This window comes from Shewanella algidipiscicola (assembly GCF_900380485.1).
GTDB lineage: Bacteria > Pseudomonadota > Gammaproteobacteria > Enterobacterales > Shewanellaceae > Shewanella > Shewanella algidipiscicola.
Genome location: NZ_OXJV01000002.1, coordinates 65779 through 87288 on the forward strand (window position 1 = coordinate 65779; position 21510 = coordinate 87288).

The 21510-nt window shown below is 42.1% G+C and carries 14 protein-coding genes; all 14 read right to left on the reverse strand.

What is annotated here, in order from left to right; translation table 11 throughout:
* Window positions 1–8 precede the first annotated feature (8 nt).
* A complete protein-coding gene (locus DN599_RS06550; RefSeq protein WP_110456868.1) occupies window positions 9–1163 on the reverse strand; it encodes a hypothetical protein in 1155 nt (384 codons plus the stop codon).
* Entirely contained in the window at window positions 1163–2869 is a 1707-nt protein-coding gene (locus DN599_RS06555; protein ID WP_110456869.1) for an AAA family ATPase, read from the reverse strand. Before DN599_RS06555 ends, DN599_RS06550 begins: the two co-directional genes overlap by 1 nt.
* A 37-nt stretch (window positions 2870–2906) precedes the next feature.
* Window positions 2907–4877, reverse strand: a complete 1971-nt coding sequence (locus DN599_RS06560) for an RNA-binding domain-containing protein (RefSeq protein ID WP_110456870.1) — start codon at window positions 4875–4877, stop codon at window positions 2907–2909.
* A gap of 88 nt (window positions 4878–4965) precedes the next feature.
* Window positions 4966–6429 (reverse strand): restriction endonuclease subunit S, encoded by a 1464-nt coding sequence (locus tag DN599_RS06565; protein WP_110456871.1) that lies wholly within the window; start codon window positions 6427–6429, stop codon window positions 4966–4968.
* 2 nt (window positions 6430–6431) lie between these two features.
* Window positions 6432–8033, reverse strand: coding sequence for a class I SAM-dependent DNA methyltransferase (locus DN599_RS06570; protein WP_110456872.1), 1602 nt, complete (start codon window positions 8031–8033; stop codon window positions 6432–6434).
* A 50-nt stretch (window positions 8034–8083) separates the two neighbouring features.
* Window positions 8084–11605, reverse strand: a complete 3522-nt coding sequence (hsdR, locus tag DN599_RS06575) for a type I restriction-modification system endonuclease (RefSeq protein WP_110456873.1) — start codon at window positions 11603–11605, stop codon at window positions 8084–8086.
* 94 nt (window positions 11606–11699) lie between these two features.
* Entirely contained in the window at window positions 11700–13256 is a 1557-nt protein-coding gene (locus tag DN599_RS06580; RefSeq protein WP_204165106.1) for a TnsD family Tn7-like transposition protein, read from the reverse strand.
* A gap of 45 nt (window positions 13257–13301) precedes the next feature.
* Window positions 13302–14714 carry an ATP-binding protein gene (locus tag DN599_RS06585; protein WP_110456875.1) on the reverse strand — a complete coding sequence of 471 codons (1413 nt, stop codon included), beginning with the start codon at window positions 14712–14714 and terminating at the stop codon, window positions 13302–13304.
* Window positions 14711–16840 carry a Mu transposase C-terminal domain-containing protein gene (locus DN599_RS06590; RefSeq protein ID WP_110456876.1) on the reverse strand — a complete coding sequence of 710 codons (2130 nt, stop codon included), beginning with the start codon at window positions 16838–16840 and terminating at the stop codon, window positions 14711–14713. The genes DN599_RS06585 and DN599_RS06590 overlap by 4 nt, the downstream gene beginning before the upstream one ends.
* A complete protein-coding gene (locus DN599_RS06595) occupies window positions 16827–17654 on the reverse strand; it encodes a TnsA endonuclease N-terminal domain-containing protein (RefSeq protein ID WP_110456877.1) in 828 nt (275 codons plus the stop codon). Before DN599_RS06595 ends, DN599_RS06590 begins: the two co-directional genes overlap by 14 nt.
* Window positions 17655–17786: 132 nt before the next feature.
* Window positions 17787–18971 carry a BaiN/RdsA family NAD(P)/FAD-dependent oxidoreductase gene (locus DN599_RS06600; protein ID WP_110456878.1) on the reverse strand — a complete coding sequence of 395 codons (1185 nt, stop codon included), beginning with the start codon at window positions 18969–18971 and terminating at the stop codon, window positions 17787–17789.
* 192 nt (window positions 18972–19163) lie between these two features.
* Complete coding sequence (gene gpsA, locus DN599_RS06605; RefSeq protein ID WP_110456879.1) at window positions 19164–20183, reverse strand: NAD(P)H-dependent glycerol-3-phosphate dehydrogenase; 1020 nt, start codon at window positions 20181–20183, stop codon at window positions 19164–19166.
* Window positions 20184–20189: 6 nt separating this feature from the next.
* Window positions 20190–20681, reverse strand: coding sequence for a protein-export chaperone SecB (gene secB, locus DN599_RS06610; RefSeq protein ID WP_110456880.1), 492 nt, complete (start codon window positions 20679–20681; stop codon window positions 20190–20192).
* A 206-nt stretch (window positions 20682–20887) separates the two neighbouring features.
* Window positions 20888–21322, reverse strand: coding sequence for a rhodanese-like domain-containing protein (locus tag DN599_RS06615; protein ID WP_110456881.1), 435 nt, complete (start codon window positions 21320–21322; stop codon window positions 20888–20890).
* Window positions 21323–21510 lie beyond the last annotated feature (188 nt).

The following is a 21510-nucleotide window of genomic DNA, read 5'->3' on the forward strand; positions in this document are numbered from 1 at the left end:
AGGCTGCTCTACCCAAAAGTGGCCATCATATCGTCTTCCTTAGCCAAGCTCAGCTTCCATTGAAGCAATGGCCATATATTCCGTAAATAATCCTCATTTTGACCATCGAGGAATACGTATACTCGGTTAAGCCAGAACCTCCATTCCGTCATTTTTACATCTGCAGGTATCCTTGCCGCACGTTGCAGTTGTCTTGAGAACCCCTCAAACTCATCCTGATCGGTAAGAAGTAGATCTCCTGCTAGACGCTCAAAAAAGTGAGTAATGACATATTCTTCTACTCGACTTGGTACTTGATAAACTTCTTCCCAAACATTGACTTTTTCAGCAATATCAGCCGGGGCTGTAGGAAAACTAATTGGAGCTGAAGCTATTGGATCCTGCCAATCTCCACCATGCATTTCAGCTAACCCTCTAAAACTGGGCTCTATACAAGCATACTGATGACATGACTCTTGTGATGGTGGCAAGGGATAAAAAGCCCTTCGGCGTTGGTCTTGAGAACCGAAAAGTACGTTCTTCGCCCCTTTTGCCTTACTGTTACAAATATGGCAAGTAGGAATGAAGTTTCCAGGGTGAACTGTGTAAATCGGGTATTTATCTTTGCAAAGCACATGGTCGTAATCGGCTCGCCATTGCTCATCATCATCTAAGTTTGTTCTATCTTGCGACAGTAGTGAGGTACCACATAAAAAGCACAATTGGGAATTATTGTTTTCACGCCTAACCTCCTGAAAGTGTTGCTCTATCGAACTATCAGCCTGTTGCCTTGCTCCAGATAAATCTTTAGTCCGAGTGAATAAATGAGATGTCAGAGACTTAAACACTTCAAACAAGTCATCCTCTAGCTCTGGCAGTGGAGCTCCTAAATCATCAAAATACACCGCAATATCTTGGCAATTTTGAACAAGTTCAAATAATTCACGCCTAGGCTCTTGTTCTAAAGGCTCTAAAGCACGCCATAGCGCTTCAAACTTTTCTTTCGTAGGCATGTTGCTCCAACATACACTTCTTTTTTGTTGACCGTCATATTGGTACTGAGAAAACAGATCTTGATTGAAGCTGTTCGCCTGAACAGCTGCCTCTAAGAAATGCAAAAGCTCACTATTTAGTACCTCAAAAACACGGCACTGAGGGGTATTGGGATTCAATGGAAACAACATTAACTTTGCAACTTCCTTAGCAAGTAGGCTTTTTCCATCGAGTCACCGAGGTTTCCCTCAATCCACTCACGCGCAGCAGCTAGTGACTCAGGACGCTCATCCTTGGGTAGATATTCTTTTACAGCTTCGACAACCGTCTGCGAGATAAGGGAACGTAAGCCAAAGTGTTGCTTTATAAGCACTTCAAAGGAAGAGCCATAAGTCTGAGCTCCAACTGGTTCCATTAAAATCTTGCCATGCTCATCACGCTCGAAAAACAAGACATCTTCTTTTTTCAAAGAGGAAATCATGAATGGCGAATGAGTAGAAACAAACACCTGCGAGTTTAGCTCCTGAGAGTCTATAGCCTCACTAAGATAGCGATGAAAATACGTTCTCCATGAAGGATTCAGATGAGTTTCTGGTTCATCAAATAAAAAGATCGCTTGCTCATCTCTAAAGACCACAGAAGTAGCAATGATTTGTATTAACTGGCTTTCTCCATCAGATAAATCGTCAAAATTAACCATCCGGTTATCGGATCCAGATAAATACAGCTTAATTACCGACAATGGTAATTTTGTTTTTAAAGGTTTTTTTAACGTTTCAAAGAAGTTATCACTTAACAATCTCTGTCGGGATACTCGTTGCCAATTTTTAATACCCAAAAGCTGTAACTTAAGCAAACGGAAAAACAGTACTCGAGGATCTCCATAATTATCTTCTTTAAGCTGACTAACCAAAGAAACATCTGTTAGATCTAACTCAATTTCGCCAGATAAGTAATCAAGTTCATAAGTATCATACTCCTCGGGAGTACTAGGCTTTCCAATTCCTTTAAATTTATTCTTTCCTGCGACTCGAAGAAGCATTTTAATATCTTTAATAACATCTTCCTCGATGATTCCAACACTAAAATCATACTGCAAAACTAATTTATTAGGCTTATAAAAAGACAGTTCTTCCAATATGTTATCTATATTTTTTGTGGAAAAAACAGATAAACAAGCCAGCATGATACCAACGCAATCATAATCGAGGAACACCATGTTACTGATGGGAGTATCCGACTCTAAGATTTCATGTTCAGGGAAGAAATAATCAGAAAAATTACTAACAGGCTCTCTTAAACTGAAAATATGTGGGTACCTCAATAAGTATGACCGATTTATTTCAGCTCTGAGGCCAACTCCCTCGACATTTTCAAGAGCTTTCCTACGGCGATTTCTCACCCGCATAATCTCATAAAATTGCACAGCATTTTTCATAAAACTACGCTGTAAATTCTCATTCAACCCTGATGCGTACCCAACCACATATGGCAATCGAATGTTGTCTATATCTAAAGAGTTATCTTCACCATCTTTCAATATATAACACTGTGGTTTTTTACTATCGATGTCCAAAACAATTCGATAGGTAAGCGTTTCTGTTGTTGCAAAAGACCATGAAGAGAAGTTTGTTTGGGAGAAATTAGAACCAACATCCACTTTGATTTGATAAATCAGTTCAAATCCAAACCCCAATGGGGTTCTTACCCTAAAATCTGTACGTTGGGCTCTTTCTAAGAAGGCAAAAACTTCAGCAATAACTTCAAGTAGTTGTGATTTCCCAGAACCATTAAGGCCGATCAGAGCAAGTATGTTGCTTTGTGTTTGGCTGAAATTAAAACTCTGATTAGCTAGTCCTTTATACTCACCATCCAAAGTTAAAGATATTAACTTCATTTTTGCAATTTCCTTCTATTTAGGATTGATACCACGACTATTCATCCGTCGAGGTATACCCTTGTTTTGGTGAGTTAGGCTTGTGAGGAAAAGCCATTTTTAGTCGTCCGTCAGAGACCATAGGCTTCAAATAGTTTTGCCGTAAGCTTTGAGGTTTACGATCTAATAGCATTTCCAATACAGAGACGGATATATAATGTTCTCGACATAACTCAGTAATCAGAAACTTCATTGTCTCTGTATCTAATCGGTGCTGCTCTCTAGCTGGAGCACCTAAAGCGTTAAGTTGTTGTCGGAAAACCTCACTTAATGCTTCCAGACTATCAATAAATGGTTTATCAATTAAAGCACTGATAAACCTACCTTTGCTGTCTCTAACATCACTAGTATCATCAGTGTTATTGTCGTTATGCGTTAAGTTATTAACTTTATGCGTTAAGCTGTCGACGTTATGCGTTAAGTTACTTGTTGGGGTTAACGCATTAGAAAAAACATCTTCAGGTGATGGCGGCTCCATTCCAGGTAAACTATACGATTTATCTCTTTTTTCTCCGCTTGCTACTAGAAAACCTTTATCAACAAGGCGAGGTAACGTTAAAGTGACATCTCGTGAATGTTTACTGGTTAACTGGCAAGCACGCTCATGGTTAACCCAGCCTTCAATTGCTGCCGTTACAACGATCATTTGCTCAAGCTCATTCAATGAATAGAAGCTATTACCAAACATCACTGCTAGCAGTTGAGTTACTTCTTCAGGGATAAGACTAGCCGTAGATAGCTCTAATAATGTTTGCTCTGATGGCTCATATTTTTCATACAGTTTCGGAGTTCGCCATTTAGCCCACTCCCAGCCGCTATATATCTTAGGGATACCAGAACCCGCTCGTTCTCCCGCACCAATCATCAGAAACATCTGATGCATTCGGCGGTTACGACAATCACTTTCTCCGCCTTTGACTGCTATTTCAGGGGGAACGCGCATCAGCCCAGGGTTACGGAAACCAAACAAGTCAGGGCGTTTAACGATCAGGATAGAGCTACGTCCGGTGTAATCAGCATGAACGAGGGTATTCACTAAGGCTTCACGAATGGCTTCATGAGCTTTTGAATCATCTAAGCGAATACCATCTTGAAGCTCAAATGGCACCTTTAAGTCAGTAACTAATTTCCGGTACGTACGGCGGTAAAAATCAAAGACATTTCCAGACCAAGATCCATCGGGGTACACGCGATCAATCCAACGCTCAACACTGGCTTCATCTCGTTCTCGGTAATCAACAAAGTAATTGGGAACTGCATCCTGAATCGCCTCCCAAGTACCAAACATTAAAACGCCTGCTAACGTAATGCCTTCAACACCAGCCTGACGGTCTTTACGCCATCCACCCAGCTTTTTAAACAATTCAAACAGGTCTAATTCCAACCACGGATGTTGAGGCTTTGCTACAGCAAATAGGTTCTTGTATGCCTTCAAGCTATCCATATCGATATCAGTAAAGTCAAAGCCGGTGAGAATCTTGTCGTCCCGGCTATCCTCAACCTGTTCAGCCATCATCCGTTTGACCTGTTCCTCACTACAACGGTGATCACCCTCATGTAGACGAGTATACGTTTCCTTCATCGGCTGATTTTTCAGATAAACAGGCTTTTGATCTCGACGTGCGGCCGGTATTTCTATCACTAATAAAGATTTACCATCAATGCTAACAACTTGAACGTTGTCATCAGTCAATAAATTGATATTTACCTTGCCGTTGTTACCTGCAATATCAAACAGTTGCTTGCGAACCACTTCGATTGCTTCAATACCAGCTAACGTCAGTTGCCCCTTTTTCTCTCGAACACCAAGAACCACATAGCCGCCTCGGGTGTTCGCCATGGCACTGTAAGTTGGCCAAAAATCATCAGGTAATTTACCTTTGCCATCTTGCCCTTGAGCTAGCTTGAATTCCAACTCTGCAGACTCTGACAAGGTTTGAAGATCGACTAAATCCTGTATTTGAAACATATCGCTATCGCTTATCACCTGATGTTTTTACGAACCTACTGCACGAATTCCAGTTCAGAAAATATATTTCGCTGGGAGCCCCAAATATTCACTTTTTGGTCTTAGGCTTCGGCTTCACCGCTCCACGCTCTGCCTTTATCTTTTTCAACAACGCTTCAGCAGAATTGTCCCCCGAGATCAGTTCAGGGTTATCTTTACGCCATTGCTCTGTTAGTTCACCACGGAACGCTTTGGCAAGGATAGACTGAGTGAGATTATTTACTTGCGCTAGTGCTTGGTTGACTTGTGATTCGGTGGCATCAGCACTAGCAAAAAGCGTCTCGACACGGTGAGCAATTTCTTTTTGTTCTGAATATGTAGGAAAAGGGACAGGTAAACTTCGAAACTTAGCTGCTTTAATACCCTTCGCCGCAGAACCTGTAGCATTTAGCTCCACTAACTTTTGGAAAGCACTTGTTAACATATAGTAATAATGAAATTTAGTACTCAAATTACCATACGGCTGAAGTGTCAAAGTTCTTTGAGCCAACGCAATATCTTCTCCTATTGTGTTGATTGCGGTACATCCCATAGTATGTCCTTCCGTTACAAAGAAGATATCTCCAAGCTTTGAAAAACCTCTCGTCATCCAATTCTTGAAGTCATTTTCACTCAAGTACTCTACAGGATCGTCAGATATGAATCCCATTTTGATATTCTTGGCTGTATACAGCCGTTTTCCACTATCGGATTTTTTAGGTGTTTTACCTCGATAGTCTATAAATTTATATAACTTAGAAAAAGTTGATACTTTCCATTCCTTTGGAAAACTGTCTACAACTATTTCATGGTTCGATGTCACTTCAGCTTTCTTTGGTTTATCCGTATTAAAAGATTCTTCGGTAGATAAATCTGAGCCAAAGTATTCTAAAGCACTCTCTCTCCAGGTCTCAGTCAACTTACCACTCATTGCCGCAGCCAAGACCGATTGACGGAATTGCTTGAGCGTTTCAAGCGTATTCTCTAAACGAGCTTTGGTCGCCTCAACTTGCGCTAGCAGGGTGCCCAACTTTTCGGCAATGACTTTTTGTTCAGCTATTGGAATCATCGGAGCATCAAAGCTTTCAACAAAGGCTCTTGGTACACGTCGTAGGCCAACTGCCCCAGTCATGTTTGCCGCACCATCATTCGCAAATTTTTGTGTTTTGATTAGCGCAAATAAAATCTCAGGCAAGACGTAAGGAGTATGAGGTCTTAAGACATAAAACTCCGAGCTTCCTGCACCTATACCATTGGGCAATCCATCAACAATAGCTGCTTTACCATTTTCAAAACAAGGTGTTACCTTGGCAAAGAGAACATCTCCATTTTGAAAGTTAGTGTAAGACTTCTTGATTTCTTTCCAGTATTTCTCTTCATAACGCAATGAATCAGAAAATGAAATCGGAGCTAAGGCCATTGGCACAAAGCCAGATATTGTATCTGGTTCTGCATCTATTTTTTTGGGGTTAACTTGGGCTACATCAGAGATTGAGCAAGCTACCCAGTCAGATGGAAAATTAACTTCTGACATGACTATACTTCCTCGCCAAGTTCTGCAAGCAAGTTGTCAATTTCAGCCAAAGCATCATTCAATTGTTGCTTGGCTTCTTTTGCCAACACACTAGGCTCAGGAAGGCTTGAGGCATCTAAACTGTTTTTGTCCTTTAACCAGCTAATATCAAGAGAATCGCCTTTGCTTTGACGAATCCAGTCGCGGCTAAAACAACGCCAACGGCTATGTGCTAAATCATTATCAACGTTCTGGTTTTCTTCGCTAGCGGACTTATCGACTTCAATTTCAAACGCATCGAATGACCATTCCCCCTCTTGGCGCGGACTTTGACCATTGGCATCCTCACCATAGACCTTTTCAAAGGGTACAAGGTGACTGTCATTAAATGGATTGCGCTTACCAAAGCTAGGCATATTGGTACGAAGATCATATACCCAGACATTTTCAGTGCAGTTTTCCTCTTGCAACTTGTCCTTTGCACTACCTTTGGTGAAAAAGAGCACATTGGTTTTAACACCCTGAGCGTAAAAAATACCGGTTGGTAAACGCAGGATGGTATGAAGGTTACATTTATTCATTAAGTCACGACGAACATCCGTACCTACACCTGATTCAAATAACACATTGTCAGGCAGCACAACTGCAGCGCGTCCACCTGGCTTCAAGTTGCGGTAGATATGCTGCAAAAATGCTAGTTGTTTATTACTAGTTGGATAGGTGAGATCGTCTCGAGTGATAGAGGCTTCACCACCTTTACTGGTGCCAAATGGCGGGTTGGCAAGAATAATATCTGCTCTTTCAAGGCTAGCACCAGCTTGCCCTAACGCATTGCCTAAATGCACCACACCTTCATCATCACCTTCCATACCATGCAGTAAGCAGTTCATTAATGCTAAACGGCGCGTTGAAGGAACCAGTTCAACACCAACAAAGGCTTTATCTTTTTGGAAACGTAACTCTTGATTAGTCAGATCAAAATAATCATCGGTTTGTTCACGAATGTAGCGATCGGCTGCGATTAAAAACCCCGCTGTTCCTGCCGCAGGATCCTGAATCTTTTCACCTTTGTGTGGTTTGATGCAACGCACCATCGAATCAATTAAATCACGGGGAGTAAAGTATTGCCCTGCACCTGATTTGGTTTCATTGGCGTTCTTTTGTAATAAACCTTCATACAGGTTACCTAAACCGTCTTTTTGCGCACTGAACCAGTCAATTTGATCCAGAGACTTAATCAACTGCTCTAAATGGCGAGGTTCACGCAGGCGAGTCTGAGCATCTGCATATATAGCACGAATAAGTGGGTCATTATGGATTTCCACTTCTTTAGTCGAACCTGGATTTTCAGGATCAGCTTCAACTCTCTTACCCGTAGATAATGCAAGTAAGATAGCTCGATAATCATTCAGTAAATTGATGCCAGATTTGGTATTCAAATCCGTCCACTGACAACCTTCTGGTAAGGTGTATTTATCTAATACCTTAGCTTCTGTGTTCTCATGAACCATCTTAATAAATAGCAATAGAACCAATTCTGTTACATAGTCAGAATAGTTAATACCGTCATCACGCAATACGTCACATAGGTTCCAGAGTTTTTGAACGATATTATCGTTAGTCATTCTATTTCCTGATTTAGGTTTGCATGGCAAGATACCATGACAATTCGTTGTTAGTTTGCTGCTTGTGCTGGCCACATAGCATCATTTAGCTCAGATAATACGTCATCCAGCTTGTTGACTAAAACCTTATCGAGCTGTTTAGCGCCGCCTTTTTCAGCAAACCGTTCATTGACATACTCACGATCAACAATCACTTCATGTACCAGTTGCTTAGCCAGACGCTCAAGCCACTTCCTCTGATTTGGTGTCCATTTGTGACTGCTATAAATGCGGTCCATAGCCTGCATCACGCGCTGCTCAAATGGCACTAATGGCTCACCTAATGCAGCTCGACGAATGTGCCCAAGAATACTCGCTGCAATATCTTGATTCGTTTCCTCTCGAATCGCAGCTCGTAGTTTCGCTTCTGAATAACCTTCACCATCAAGCAACAACTTCACTTCTTGAAGCTGTTCTCGGGTTAAATCTCTTGGCTTATTGACAATGACAGCTAATGCCGCGGATTGGTTAAGCTGTCGTTTAATAAACTGCTCGAAATCTTCTAAGTAATCCCCGGGACGTTTATTAGCACCATAATCCTGCCGACGATCTCGTATTTCATCTTCATGATTAGAGATCACTGGCTTTCTTTCACTACCAATTAACGTCACTACTTCTTCCAACTGGCTGAGTAATCCTGAATGCTGCTGAACAAACTGAGATGCCTGCTGAGGACCGAGCTGATGCAAATGTTTATGCAACAACTTAGGCTCCACTCCCCAAAGTGTCTGTAGCTCATTCAGTTTCTCTCGAAGCTCTGGTTTAGCATCAGCCTTTTTCTCAGCTTTACGCAGTACACGCATCACTTTCTGAGTTAATTGGCTCAACACCGCATCCGCTTGCGACTCACCTTGTTGGTCTCCTGGGCTACTTAGCGCCTGCTCTAACTTCTCAGGGTCAACCAATTCATCAACAAGCTGCTCAATAGTGATGTTGGGGTCTTTTACCAAAGGCTTCATGGTATTGACCTCACTCAAAGCAGCATAGATATCAACGGGGTCATAAATGCGGAAAACCGTCTTACCGATGTCATCACATCGGCGTGTTGCACGGCCAATCATTTGCTCGTAAAGAATGCGGGATTTCACCCGACGTAAGAACACAAGGTTACAGATTCTAGGTACATCGATACCTGTTGTTAGCAAATCCACTGTGATTGCAATGTTCGGGTAAGTTTCGTTTTTATATTTGCGAATCAACTGATCTACTTTGTCACTTTTCCCCGTAATTTTCTCTACAGCTGCCTGGTTATATTCATCTTCATACAAGTCTTTAAATGCCTCATCTAAAAGACGCTTAACCATATCGGCATGCAGATCTGTGGCACAAAAAATGAGCGTTTTCTCTTCACCAAATGGGTCAAGTTCTTGGACAAGCTGCTCACAGATAACCCGGTTAAAATTCTCATTAATAACTCTGCGGTTAAAGGCATCCACCTCAAACTGCAGTTCATCTTCTAGTTCAGCTGATTCCACTTCACCTGTTTGAGTATTGATTGCGGAGACTTTATCACCCTTGTCGAAATGAATGCCTTTTTGACTCAATAAGGTTTCATATCGCACAGGAGGTTCATGATCAATAAGCCAATCGGCTGCAACAGCCTCTCTGTATGAATAGGTATAAACCGGCTTACCAAAGATTTCACTGGTATGTTTGGCAGGAGTCGCCGTTAAACCAACTTTAACCGCATCGAAATAATCGAGTACACGACGATAGCTAGAAAGATACTGACCAGCATCACGAGTTGCTAGTTCACCTTCTGTCATTTCTTGATCCAAGGTATAACCACGGTGAGCTTCATCCACAATAATACAGTCAAACTCATCAATGGCTGGCGGGGTATCCGACATAAAAATGCGCTTAACCATTGCCTGAACTGTTGCTACTTGAACTCGGGTTTCTGCTTCAGCAGCCGTATCGCCCAACTCGGCAATGTTATAGATTTTTGATAGCGTCTGGTTTTGCTCCAACGGCATCTCTTTAAAGGTGTCAGTCGCCTGATCACCTAACGCAGTGCGGTCAACCAAAAACAAGATTCGTTTAAAGCGTTCAGATTTTAAAAATCGGTACATTAAGCCGACAATAGTGCGTGTCTTACCGGTACCAGTCGCCATTGCAAGCAATGCTGTTCGAATATCTTTTGCTAGAGTGCTTTCTACTGCATGAATGGCTTTTTCCTGATAATCCCGCAGTTTGAGATAGCTAAATCCCTCTTGCTGTAGTTTACGTTCGGCAATTTCTTTATTTCGCTTAAGTAAATCAATAAGACCATCTGGTGTATGGAACTCTTGTAAGGCTCTTTTGGTATTGCTTGGTTTGCGAACATCCCTAAACCACTTGCCAGATTGTTCTGCTAACTGAGGGATATACGGACGCCCATTGCAGGAATAGACAAATGGCACCTTGTAGTGACCTTCATCCTCATCAGGCCATGCAATAGTAAGCCCTTCGAGTTCCCAAGCACCAACCATTGAAGAATCAACCTGAAATCCTCGGCTATATCGTTCTGCCTGAGTAATTTTTCCTGCTACATTGGTGTTTTCTTTCTTAGCTTCAACCACAGCAATCGGTGTCAACCCAAGGAATAAAACATAATCAGCCCGACCATTCTCGCCATTATGTTTAGTGGGCCATTCTGCAATTGCTTTATTTATACCTTTTTCAGGTCGAGTGCCATTTTTGTAAGTTAGCTCCTGACTGTCCGCAATCCATTCAGCTTCTATCAACTGTTGATCAATAAGGATTCGAGTTAGTTCTTCACTCAACACTATCTGCTGACTGGCTTTACGTGTTTTGGTACTGACTTGTTGCTTCTGAGTTGCGGTGTCTTTTTCATCTTGCTGCTCAAGTTGCTGCTGCAAAGCCTGAAGCTTCGCTTCGTATTCTTTCTTTTGTTTAATTAGCGCGTTTTCATGCTCAGCGGCTAAGTCAGCAAGCTGCTTAGATTCTTCATCCATCGCAAGCGCTAAAGCTTCATACTCCGCTTTTTCTTGGGCGATAAGATCATGCAATTGTTTACTGGAATCGAGTTCAACATTAGCTTGTGTAAGATCGGACTTAAGCTTCTCTATTTCTGATTGTAATTGGCGTAATTGATTACTTGGGTCCTGAGGTGGAACAAACGGCCCTGGTTTGAATTGAGTGCCTTGTTTACCAAAAGATTGGTGAAACCATATGGACAGCGCTCGAGCTAATTTCAGTCCATCTAAGGCTTCTTTATGCTGTGTCTTGAACTGATGGGTTGCTTTGTTGCCCTCAATACGAAGAGTATGGAATAGCTCTTTAACGACGGGTTCAAATTTCAGTTCACGGTTGAGACGATAGATGAGGTCGGCTTGGGTAGTTTTATCATCGAACTCAACTCCAACCAAAACAGCAATATGCTGAGCAATCGCTTCTCCAAGTTGACGAAGCTTAATCAACGTTGTGTTGGGGTCACTAGAGAAAGCTCGCTCAGCGCCAATAGCAAGTTCAAGAAAAAGTGGATCATGTTCTGCCAGGAAAGAAAAGTTGCTCGTACCTTTTACATCCATTGTTCAATTCATCCTTCAGCTAACTAGATGTCTAATATTAACACGATAATATATATGTAAAAGGTATCGTATCTACATTGTTAGGATACTGAATCTAATGTTTTTTTTGATTATATTGATAATATGCGGCAAGTGTTAAAGGTAATTTTTCTTTTTTCGCTATCAACCAACCATGGCCTCCAAGCATTCGATCTAATTCTGTTCGGCAAATGGGATGCTCTGCTGATTCTAAAATTGATTTAATGTATTTAGATAATTCTCTATCCTTTTCATCCCAATTCACTCGATTTACATATTGTGTTTCATGAGGTAAAGGTAAGTGTCGTTCAAGCCATTCTGGGTGATGAAAATACAACCAAAAGAAAGCTGCCTCACATTCTTTTTTTACATCTTGACGCCAAGCATTTGGATTATCATGACAGAACCTCAATATTTGTCGTTTATAACGCCGTCTAAAAGAATCAACCTTACATTTTTTACGCCAATCAACTAAACCTTCCGTTGTTGATATAATAAGTTCAACACTACCAGAGGAAATACAATATTTTTTAGCAATAACAGAACGATGGAATCCTTTGTACGCCATTGCAACTACGCTTTTTTTTAAATCCTCTGTAATTGTTTTCGGTTTTAGGTTCACTGGTATATCGTTTTTCAACGCAACGGCTTTTACGTAACAGCGGCTTTTACCCAATTCTCGACCAACTTGGGCCATAGATAATCCACGTAGGAGCAAATCACAACAATTAGCTTCTAGCTTAGAGGCATCATTATTTCTCAACTTGCCAATATCTTTACGCCGCAGATGACTTTTAGATTGTTGGATATGAGTCAGAAAAAAATCAAGTAACAAATGTTTAAATGGATGAACTTGTTTTGAACCTTCAAGCAACGAGTACACATATCTAAAATCTTGACTTGAGGTTATACGTAATGGATTACTGGGCAAAAGAATTTTATCTGATAACTCATATAACTCTTTCATCAACTCAATACGCTTAATTCTACCGGTCTTCGTTGCGAACCCTTTGTCAATTAAAAGAGATTTATATCGTTCAAAGTCAAAAGGATTCATAGGATTCTTTTGAATAAACCTACGTTTGCTTTCTGCAAATTGAGCAAACTTTACTGTTATATTTTCACACGGTTCCTCATATTGCTTTGGGATAGGCAAAAAACTAGCGCTAACGTGCTCTCGGTCATTAAGAGCATGATGCACTAACCACACTTTATGCGTAGAACAAACTTCCACACCAGGGATTTGATGTGCACAATGCCAGTAAGCTATTCCTGCTTTTTGTATATCATCTACAGCACACAACGGACAATATTTTACTGCTAGTGACTCACACTCTCTGAATGTAGACAGCTGACAAGCTCGGATTAATTCATTGGTTGAAATAGAGCAATCACAAATTATTTGTTTATATCGAGGCAGGTAATGTGAAAACAGAGGTCTTAAAGTTTGGTTGCAGAGCAGATCTAAAGCTGACTCACTGGTAAATCGACTAATCGCGGTTAAATCAGCCGTAAGATAAGGATGAATTACAGCTCGCCTGTTGCCAACTAAGGCAGTTAAACATTGTTCTTTTAGTTCACCACTCAAGGACAAATAACGAACAATACGACTAAAAAGGGTTTCATCAGGCAAAGTCCTCGGCAACTCCATAATGAACCCTTTTGTTAATTAATTCCTTTAACTATAGGACAGCTCTGATAAAGGGTCATCCAACAAAACATTTCTCCTTCTCAAGTATTGAATCGGGTCACCTGTTTCTGAAGCTTGTTGAAATAGGTCAGGGTCATTGATTCTGCTGGATAAATCTACTGCACCTAACAACTCTATAACCTGAGAGGCAAACTCTGGATGTTGAGGCTTAGTTATATCACCGGTTTTATCAACAGATACGGTAGCAGTTCCGGCTCTACGCTGTTTACCTTTCGGTAAGGCGATTGATGCTCTTAGCTGGCTAACGTCCTCTGTTTGTCTCGATAATCCACAAGCAACAGCATTACCAGCACTTAATGTGGCAACAGTAATTCGCTCATCCTTTGATCCAATAACTAAGCGCTGTGCTTCCCTGTAGGTGCGACATGCCATATCGATATTGCCAACAGAAAGCCGGTGTAAAGCGTCATTTAGTTCATCATCAAGTTCGGTATAGACACTGGTCCACTGATAATTCCAGAGCTGTTCAACAAATGCATTCCATGAAGCACTATCTCTTGCTAATACAGACATCGTATGGTGATAACCACTTTCAGCACGCCTAGCTGCTTTAAGCTCTTTGATTAAGGACTGGTCGAAAGGAGGATTGGCCACAAAGAAGAGGGGGACACCTAACTTATTAACTAATCTGTGTAAAAATCTCAATAAATTATTTTCACCGCCTGTTCTTTTGAATTGAAGATTCTGCATTTCATCAATAACGAGCATGCCAAGAAAGCTTGATTTAATACACTGCTCCAACTGTCTAACTAGAGCCCCTATTGTTCCTGCTGGCTTCGTTTTCTCTCTATCATGAGCCAGGTCTAATGTAGCTAGTATCTCTTCACACAAGTCCCTAACACTGGAATTACTCGGGCAATCGACTTTGATCCAAACCACTTGCTTCCGGAATTCCAGCTTCTGCCCTTGATAATAATCATGTTCAATAACATTTGCGAAATAACCCAAAACCTGCTCAACCATAGAAGTCTTACCGACACCACTGTCACCGATTAAGGTTAGTCCATCTCCCTTCGGTTGAAAGTACCCTGTTCTCGGCTCAATATTGGGCCGTTCATCAACAGGGTAATGTAAAAACTGAGCCATCGTAGGAGTTAATGGATTCTTTGTCGAATATCCTTTTTTTATGGTTCTTTCTACTGCGCGAAAGCACGCTTCATAGTCCGTAAGTGGCTGTCTTATCTCATCTATACGATTCAAGTATTCTTCGCGAAACAAAGGATCATCATGATGAGCTATATCTTCAGCATAATCAGGGTAATTGCTAAACTTTTCCATAACCTCTTCCCAGGGCTTTTTAGCAGGAAGAGCTTCAATAAGTGGATTACCTTGGTGCTCAGGCAATATTGCACCTTGATATTCTGCAGATTCAATTCTCATGACTCACCTCTATTAGTTCTTCTTTTTCTACCTCTTGGCAATGGAATAACTTTACTGACTGAAGACAAAATGTCAGGATCATCCTTAGTAACTGAAGGCTCTGCAATCATATTTGTTGTTGCTTCTAGTTCTTCCTTTCGACGCTGACGGGTGTTGCTCGTTTTATCTTTAAAAGAGACATTTTCAGCATTTTTACTTCTACGTTTCGCTTGTCGAGCTGTCTCCTGGCGATGCTTATGATCGTCAATTGAGGTCGTTGATATAGGGGTTAACTCTTTCTTAGTATCGAGCCAATCTCGAATGAAGTCCGATTCATACATAGACTTATCACCCAACATACGACTTCGAGGTAACAAGTTACACTTAATGAATTCTCTGTTTTTATCTAAACGAACATAAATATAATTTGTTGTATTTTCATCAATTCGAGCTTCAAGTCTCCAGCGTCCTGACGACCTAGCGACAGATGCTAGATTACGTTCTTCAACTTCTGAACAAGAATAGTACATACCATTAAAATATATTCCGCTTCGAGTCATACTGACTTCAGCTGAAGGCAGCAATCTAGCTATAACTTCATCACTATTAGCAGATTGAAGTTGATGCTTATGTTTTGCTAGATGTATTTTCCAGTAGTTCAAAGGGGTCGGAGATAGGTTATTCTCTATAAGTAAAGGGCTAGAATAGGCTAAACCATCAAGAATTGAGCGATTGTGCTCTAGTACTGCTTTTATTATTTCTGCTGTAACTTCTTTTAGTGTGTAGATTGCGTCTTTTCTTGGATCTCGACTCCCTCGAACAACGTTCCCGCCTCTCGTTGTACCTAGTAATTCGTGAACTACCTCATTGTTAAGAGTATCAAATCGTTTTTCTACAACACCTTTACAATCAGGTCGATACGGTGGCGTAAAAGATAGTTGTGTCATTGGTGTCAGAACTTTCTGTGGCTGTATGCCAATCATTTCTCCATTGTCGCAAACCAATTCTTTAGGTATATGAGCACAAGGCCACTCTGAATCAGCTATCTCCAAACCAAAGCTCTTACAGTAATCAGATTTAGAAAGGAAACTATTAGTTAATGCCTGACGGGCTGCACGCCATGAAGCATGGTATAGAGACACATGCATACCAACTATCATTCGACTCGCTCTGTCAGCCACTATGTAAATCGTCGGCCGCCCTAAAACATACTGAGATCCAAGTTCAGATACAATATGTACGTCAGCAACAGTTGCATCAATTTCAAAATGAACTCCAGGTAAGTAGCTTTGATCGGTAATACTACCGAGTACACTCCTTTTATTTCTGAGATATTCGTTTTCCGATGTTCGTTGCTTGATTATCTGTTCTTTACTGAATAGCTTTGTGGACCAGTAACTAAACTGCTTTTTAGTTGGTATCAACGGATACCTGCCACATGCCTCAGCCAAGCTTATCTCTTTTGAATAACTATCTTTGAGCAAATTTTTATAAGTTTTTGCTAGCGTCAACCCTGACTCTTTGAGGTAATACTTCCGTAACGCTTTTTTGAATTTTTTCTTATCATCATCACTAACAATAAACTTAGCCGCTCTATCAAAAGCGGTGGTTCTTGGTTGTTTGGGCGCCCCCAAAGGTTTTGTTGTTGGGGTTCGGTCTCTCCCAGCACCTCCACTTTTAGAAAAGGCAGGTAACAGGGCCATTTTGTCCTGACCATTTCGCCAATATAGGGTAAGCAATCTAGCTAAAGATTTACGGTCGACACCAATTTCTTTTGCATATTCAGCAAGCTGAGGGGAGCGTTTTTTGGTTGAATAATCAAAGACAAAGGATCTGTCGAATACAATACCTTTGATGAAACCATAGTTTTTATCTCGACGACCAATGTGATCATCTGAAATATTTTCCTCATCAACAAGAAGATAACTCGGCAATTCATAATGTGCTTTTTGGGCTTTACGGCTAGAAAAAAGCTCAATAAAACTTTCTAGTGAAACCGCTATAGGCCTTACTGTTGCGGAAGTATCGTCTAGCGAGAATAAAATAACAGATTCAACATCCTGAAAGATATCCAACAAACGATAAAGGCCGTCTTTAAGCAACTCCGAATCATGTACGATCCAAACGCTGTTTCTAGGAAGCTCCATATCGCGTACCTCCTTGATGATCAGCAACATACATCACATCAATAAGCCCTGATTCAGAAATATTTTTTGATAGATCTACCTCGATTAAGTGGTCGGCTATGAGGAAACGAACTAGCAACAAAGCATCATCATGGGAGGTAATATTCATTGAAATTAACTGATTACAAAGGTCTTCAATGAAAAATTGCCCAACATTTATTATTGAGAGAGCACAATCTAATTGCTCAAAAGAAAAACTGATCGGATTCTCACGAAAAGGGGAAGAGGCCCATTCAAGGTTGCTACTTTGGACCCTAGTTAATTCATTACCGGTAAAATATCTAAACTTAACGCCAAGCAACTCCCAACATACTCGCTCGATATCTATTTTCTCGAGCACTCGGAGATCGCTAGATTTATCTTCAGGTTTGACTGAAACAGCGTGGTATATAACGCCTTTGGGGGTGTCTATCGTGAGCAACTGATCAGTTGTCATGATGATTGGCTCTTTCGTATGAGGATGGGTTGGGTGTTCAACACCAAGGATTTTAGCAACTTTCTGCGTAAAATTTAGAGGGAAAATAGGAAATTGCTCTCTGATATCAACCACACTGCGCGAAAACTCAGCGAGATGAAAGTGCTCACTTTCTATCGAAGACATCATATGGTGGTCTCTTTGAGACTTCCTACCATAAATTAGCGAACGTTTTCCTTCAGATTTTACGTCCTGAATTCTGAGCCAAGGCTTGTACCCAGAACCTTGACCAATTCCATATTTGTTTTTTAATGCTCGCTCAAAGTCTTTCAACGACTCCAGTTTACGCCCACGTCCCATACTCAACCCAATGACAGCTACCTACATTTATAATAGTAAGATAAGTCACTACGGGCAAACTTTATTATCTCAAAATCCTCTTACGGGCAAACTTTAGAGCTTACGGGTAAACTTTATTGTATCTACACACCATTACACCGCAAGACCGGCGGCCACCCCAGATGACCATGCCCACTGGAAATTAAACCCACCGAGCCAGCCGCTGACGTCCATGACTTCACCGACAAAAAATAACCCTGCGACCTTTTTACTTTGCATATCTTTAGACGATAACTCGTCGGTATCGACACCGCCAAGGGTCACTTCTGCCGTGCGGTAACCTTCGGTCCCGTTCATCAACAATTCCCAGCGATGCAAGTCGGCAACCACTTTATCACGCTGAGCATGCACCAATTGATTTAGTGCCATATTGAGTAACGCCTCATCGAACAACACCTCGATCAGACGTTTAGGTAACCACTGGCTTAAGGTATTGCGCAGACTTTGTTTCGGGTGCAGCTCGAGGGCCTCAGACAAACCCTGCGCCGCATCCATGTGCGGTAACAGATTGATAGAAATGGTTTCGCCCGGCCTCCAGTAATTCGATATTTGCAGCACTGCAGGCCCTGAAAGCCCCCGATGGGTAAACAGCAACGCTTCACTAAATTGTGTGCCATCCTGAGCGGTGATGGTAGATGGCACTGCGATGCCAGATAATGGCTCAAACTTTTGCTTTTGCTCACTGTGCCAAGTAAAAGGCACCAACCCTGCGCAGGTAGGGAGTACTTTAAGGCCAAACTGTTCGGCCAGCTGATAACCCAATGGCGTCGCGCCCAATTTAGGCATAGACAATCCACCGGTGGCCACGACTAACGAGTCACAACTGTATTCGCCTTTAGAGGTGTGTAATACAAATAGGCCGCTGTCATTTTTGCTTACAGAGATGATGTCGGTACGCAGCTGGATGCGCGCGCCGGCCCATTCACACTCGGTCAGTAGCATGGTGACTATCTCTTTAGCCGAATCGTTACAAAATAGCTGACCATGATCGCGCTCATGGTATTCAATGCCATGACGTTCAACTAGCTCAATAAAGTCTTGCGAGCGATAGCGAGCCAATGCCGATTTTACAAAATGCGGATTTCGGCAGATAAAGTTAGCGGGCTCAACCTTTTGATTGGTGAAATTGCAGCGCCCACCGCCGCTGATCAGAATTTTACGTCCCGCCTGCTTAGCATTATCGATAACTAAGACATCACGACCTCGATATCCTGCAGTAGCCGCACACATAAGCCCCGCTGCGCCTGCGCCGATAATGATCACATCATGATGTTCCACTTAGATTACCTCTTACTTTGAGTCATAGTTACGAGTTGCATGGAGCATAAATGGCAAAAATGTATGAATCATTTTTGCCCCATCATCACTCCCTTCACGGCCATCCATGCGTTTCGGGGGTAAATACTTACTGCATAAAAAAGGGCGCTATTTTAGCACCCTTTTATTATTTAGTATCACACAGCCTAGGCTTTAATCGCTTTCTGCCGTCTCTGATTTTTTCTCTCTACCCAGCAAAGCTTTTGCCGCTTCGTGAGGAGTGCCACCCTGATACAAGACGCGATAGACTTGCTCGGTGATCGGCATTTCAACCCCTAAGCGTTTCGCTAAGGTGTAGACCTCTTTCGTATTGCGGTAGCCTTCAACCACTTGGCCAATCTCAGCTTGCGCCGTGTCGACATCTTTACCTTGGCCTAATGCCAAGCCAAAGCGACGATTACGCGACTGGTTATCGGTACAGGTCAACACTAAGTCACCAAGGCCCGCCATCCCCATAAAGGTTGAACCTTGGGCCCCTATGGCTTCGCCTAGGCGCGTGAGCTCAACAAGCCCGCGCGTAATAAGCGCGGTTCGGGCGTTGGCACCAAAACCGATACCGTCAGACATACCAGCGCTGATGGCGATCACGTTTTTAACCGCCCCCCCCAACTGCAACCCGATAAAGTCATCGTTGGCATAGACACGCAAACGACTCGGGCTGTGAAGCAGTTCGACCAGATCGTTAGTAAAGGTGTCATCTGTGCCCGCCACTGAAATGGCTGTAGGCATGCCCGCAGCGAGCTCTTTAGCAAATGTAGGCCCAGACAACACCGCCAGCGGATATTGCTCACCCAAGACTTCACGTGCGACTTCTTGTAGCAAGCGGCCAGTTTCAGGCTCTAAGCCTTTAGTCGCCCAAACAATACGCGCATCATGGCGCAGTAAAGGTTTAGCCTGCTTCAACACTTGACCAAATACATGGCTTGGAACAACCACTAACACATTGTTAGACGCGGCTAACGCCGTGGCTAAATCAGACTCGGGAGTGAGTAAATCGGGTAATGCAATACCGGGCAAAAACGCTTCATTGGCGCGATCGCGCTTAAGGTTTTCGATATGCTCAGGATCATGACCCCAAAGCAATGTTTTATGACCGTTACTGGCTAAAGAAATAGCAAGGGCGGTGCCATAAGAGCCCGCCCCCAGTACCGTAATATCGGCAGAATTTTTCATGCGTGATTAAGCGTTCGCTTCTTCTGCTGCTTCAGGAGCGGCTTCTGCAGCGGCTTGACGCTGTTGCACATATTGTGCAAATAGCGCATCAAAGTTAACTGGTGCTAGGTTTAGCTGTGGGAAAGTACCACGAGCCACTAGGCTGCCAACGGTTTCACGCGCGTATGGAAATAGTACGTTAGGGCAGTATGCACCTAGAGAGTGAGCCAGCTGCTGCTCTGTCAAGCCGCTGATAGCAAAAATACCCGCTTGCTGCACTTCACATAAGAAAGCGGTTTCTTCACCGTTTTTAGCGGTAACGGTTAGCGAAAGTACCACTTCATAAACGTCGTCAGCCAATTTAGCGCTGCGAGTATCTAGATCTAGCTTAACTTCAGGGCTCCACTCTTTTTGAAAAACAGCTGGGCTGTTTGGAGTTTCAAAAGAGATATCTTTAGTGTAAACACGTTGAATGTTGAACTGTGGACCCTGTTGTTCGTTGTTTGCTACTTCAGCCATAATTTCCTACCTAATCAATTGATGTGATTTTCCAAACGGAAAAATCATCTTTAGGGCTTTTGTTACTCGAGTCCCAATAAGACCTCAGCCACCATCCCGGTTTTCGTTTTCCCTGAGGCATTACTCAGTGATCCCTCAGGCCATTTTTTTTTAAGAGATGACACTCTAATCAAAGTTGCTTTAAAAAAGCAAATCTTGCATGGGGTTTATCGCTTACTTTTGACAACGGGTAAATTACTTTGTTGCCATTCGCTCATACCACCTTTGAGATTATACACAGACTCAAAACCTGCTTTTATCATCAACTGAGCCGCTTGCGATGAGGTCATTCCTGCGTTGCATATTAATATAATGGGACTGGCTTTAGCGTTTTCAAGTGCACTTAACTGATTATTTTTAATTTCAGCTAACGGGATGTTAACTGCATCAACAATATGACCTTTTTTGAACTCTTCTTTAGAGCGAACGTCGACAACTTTGGCATTTTGCTTATTGATTAATAAGGTTGCTTGTTGATGATCAACGGTTTTCACTTTAGAAAAACTAGACTTAAAAACGCTCACTAAAAGCGCAACAAGTAAACCAATCCAAGCAAGGCTAAGCATAGGATTGGCTTTTAAAAATTCGATATATTCTTGCATAGTTTACGGCCTACTTCTGTGGCTTGAGGTTCTGTCAGGGCCAAGAGTATAACCGATTGTCACTGCAGATTGCAGCAAGTTGTTAACCCATGATGGGCGGGCAGACAGCGACAAACGCGCCCTTTACCAAGTGTTCGATAACCCTTATCGGAGTAAATCGCTTTTTGATCGCCTGCGTACGTAGTAAT

Excerpts from the sequence above, each read along its gene's own strand:
- DN599_RS06590 (WP_110456876.1), bottom strand. The coding sequence starts at position 16,840 with ATGGAGCTTCCTAGAAACAGCGTTTGGATCGTACATGATTCGGAGTTG.
- DN599_RS06555 (WP_110456869.1), bottom strand. The coding sequence starts at position 2,869 with ATGAAGTTAATATCTTTAACTTTGGATGGTGAGTATAAAGGACTAGCT.
- DN599_RS06585 (WP_110456875.1), bottom strand. The coding sequence starts at position 14,714 with ATGAGAATTGAATCTGCAGAATATCAAGGTGCAATATTGCCTGAGCAC.
- DN599_RS06615 (WP_110456881.1), bottom strand. The coding sequence starts at position 21,322 with ATGCAAGAATATATCGAATTTTTAAAAGCCAATCCTATGCTTAGCCTT.
- DN599_RS06550 (WP_110456868.1), bottom strand. The coding sequence starts at position 1,163 with ATGTTGTTTCCATTGAATCCCAATACCCCTCAGTGCCGTGTTTTTGAG.
- DN599_RS06570 (WP_110456872.1), bottom strand. The coding sequence starts at position 8,033 with ATGACTAACGATAATATCGTTCAAAAACTCTGGAACCTATGTGACGTA.
- DN599_RS06560 (WP_110456870.1), bottom strand. The coding sequence starts at position 4,877 with ATGTTTCAAATACAGGATTTAGTCGATCTTCAAACCTTGTCAGAGTCT.
- hsdR (WP_110456873.1), bottom strand. The coding sequence starts at position 11,605 with ATGGATGTAAAAGGTACGAGCAACTTTTCTTTCCTGGCAGAACATGAT.
- gpsA (WP_110456879.1), bottom strand. The coding sequence starts at position 20,183 with ATGAAAAATTCTGCCGATATTACGGTACTGGGGGCGGGCTCTTATGGC.
- secB (WP_110456880.1), bottom strand. The coding sequence starts at position 20,681 with ATGGCTGAAGTAGCAAACAACGAACAACAGGGTCCACAGTTCAACATT.
- DN599_RS06565 (WP_110456871.1), bottom strand. The coding sequence starts at position 6,429 with ATGTCAGAAGTTAATTTTCCATCTGACTGGGTAGCTTGCTCAATCTCT.
- DN599_RS06595 (WP_110456877.1), bottom strand. The coding sequence starts at position 17,654 with ATGGGACGTGGGCGTAAACTGGAGTCGTTGAAAGACTTTGAGCGAGCA.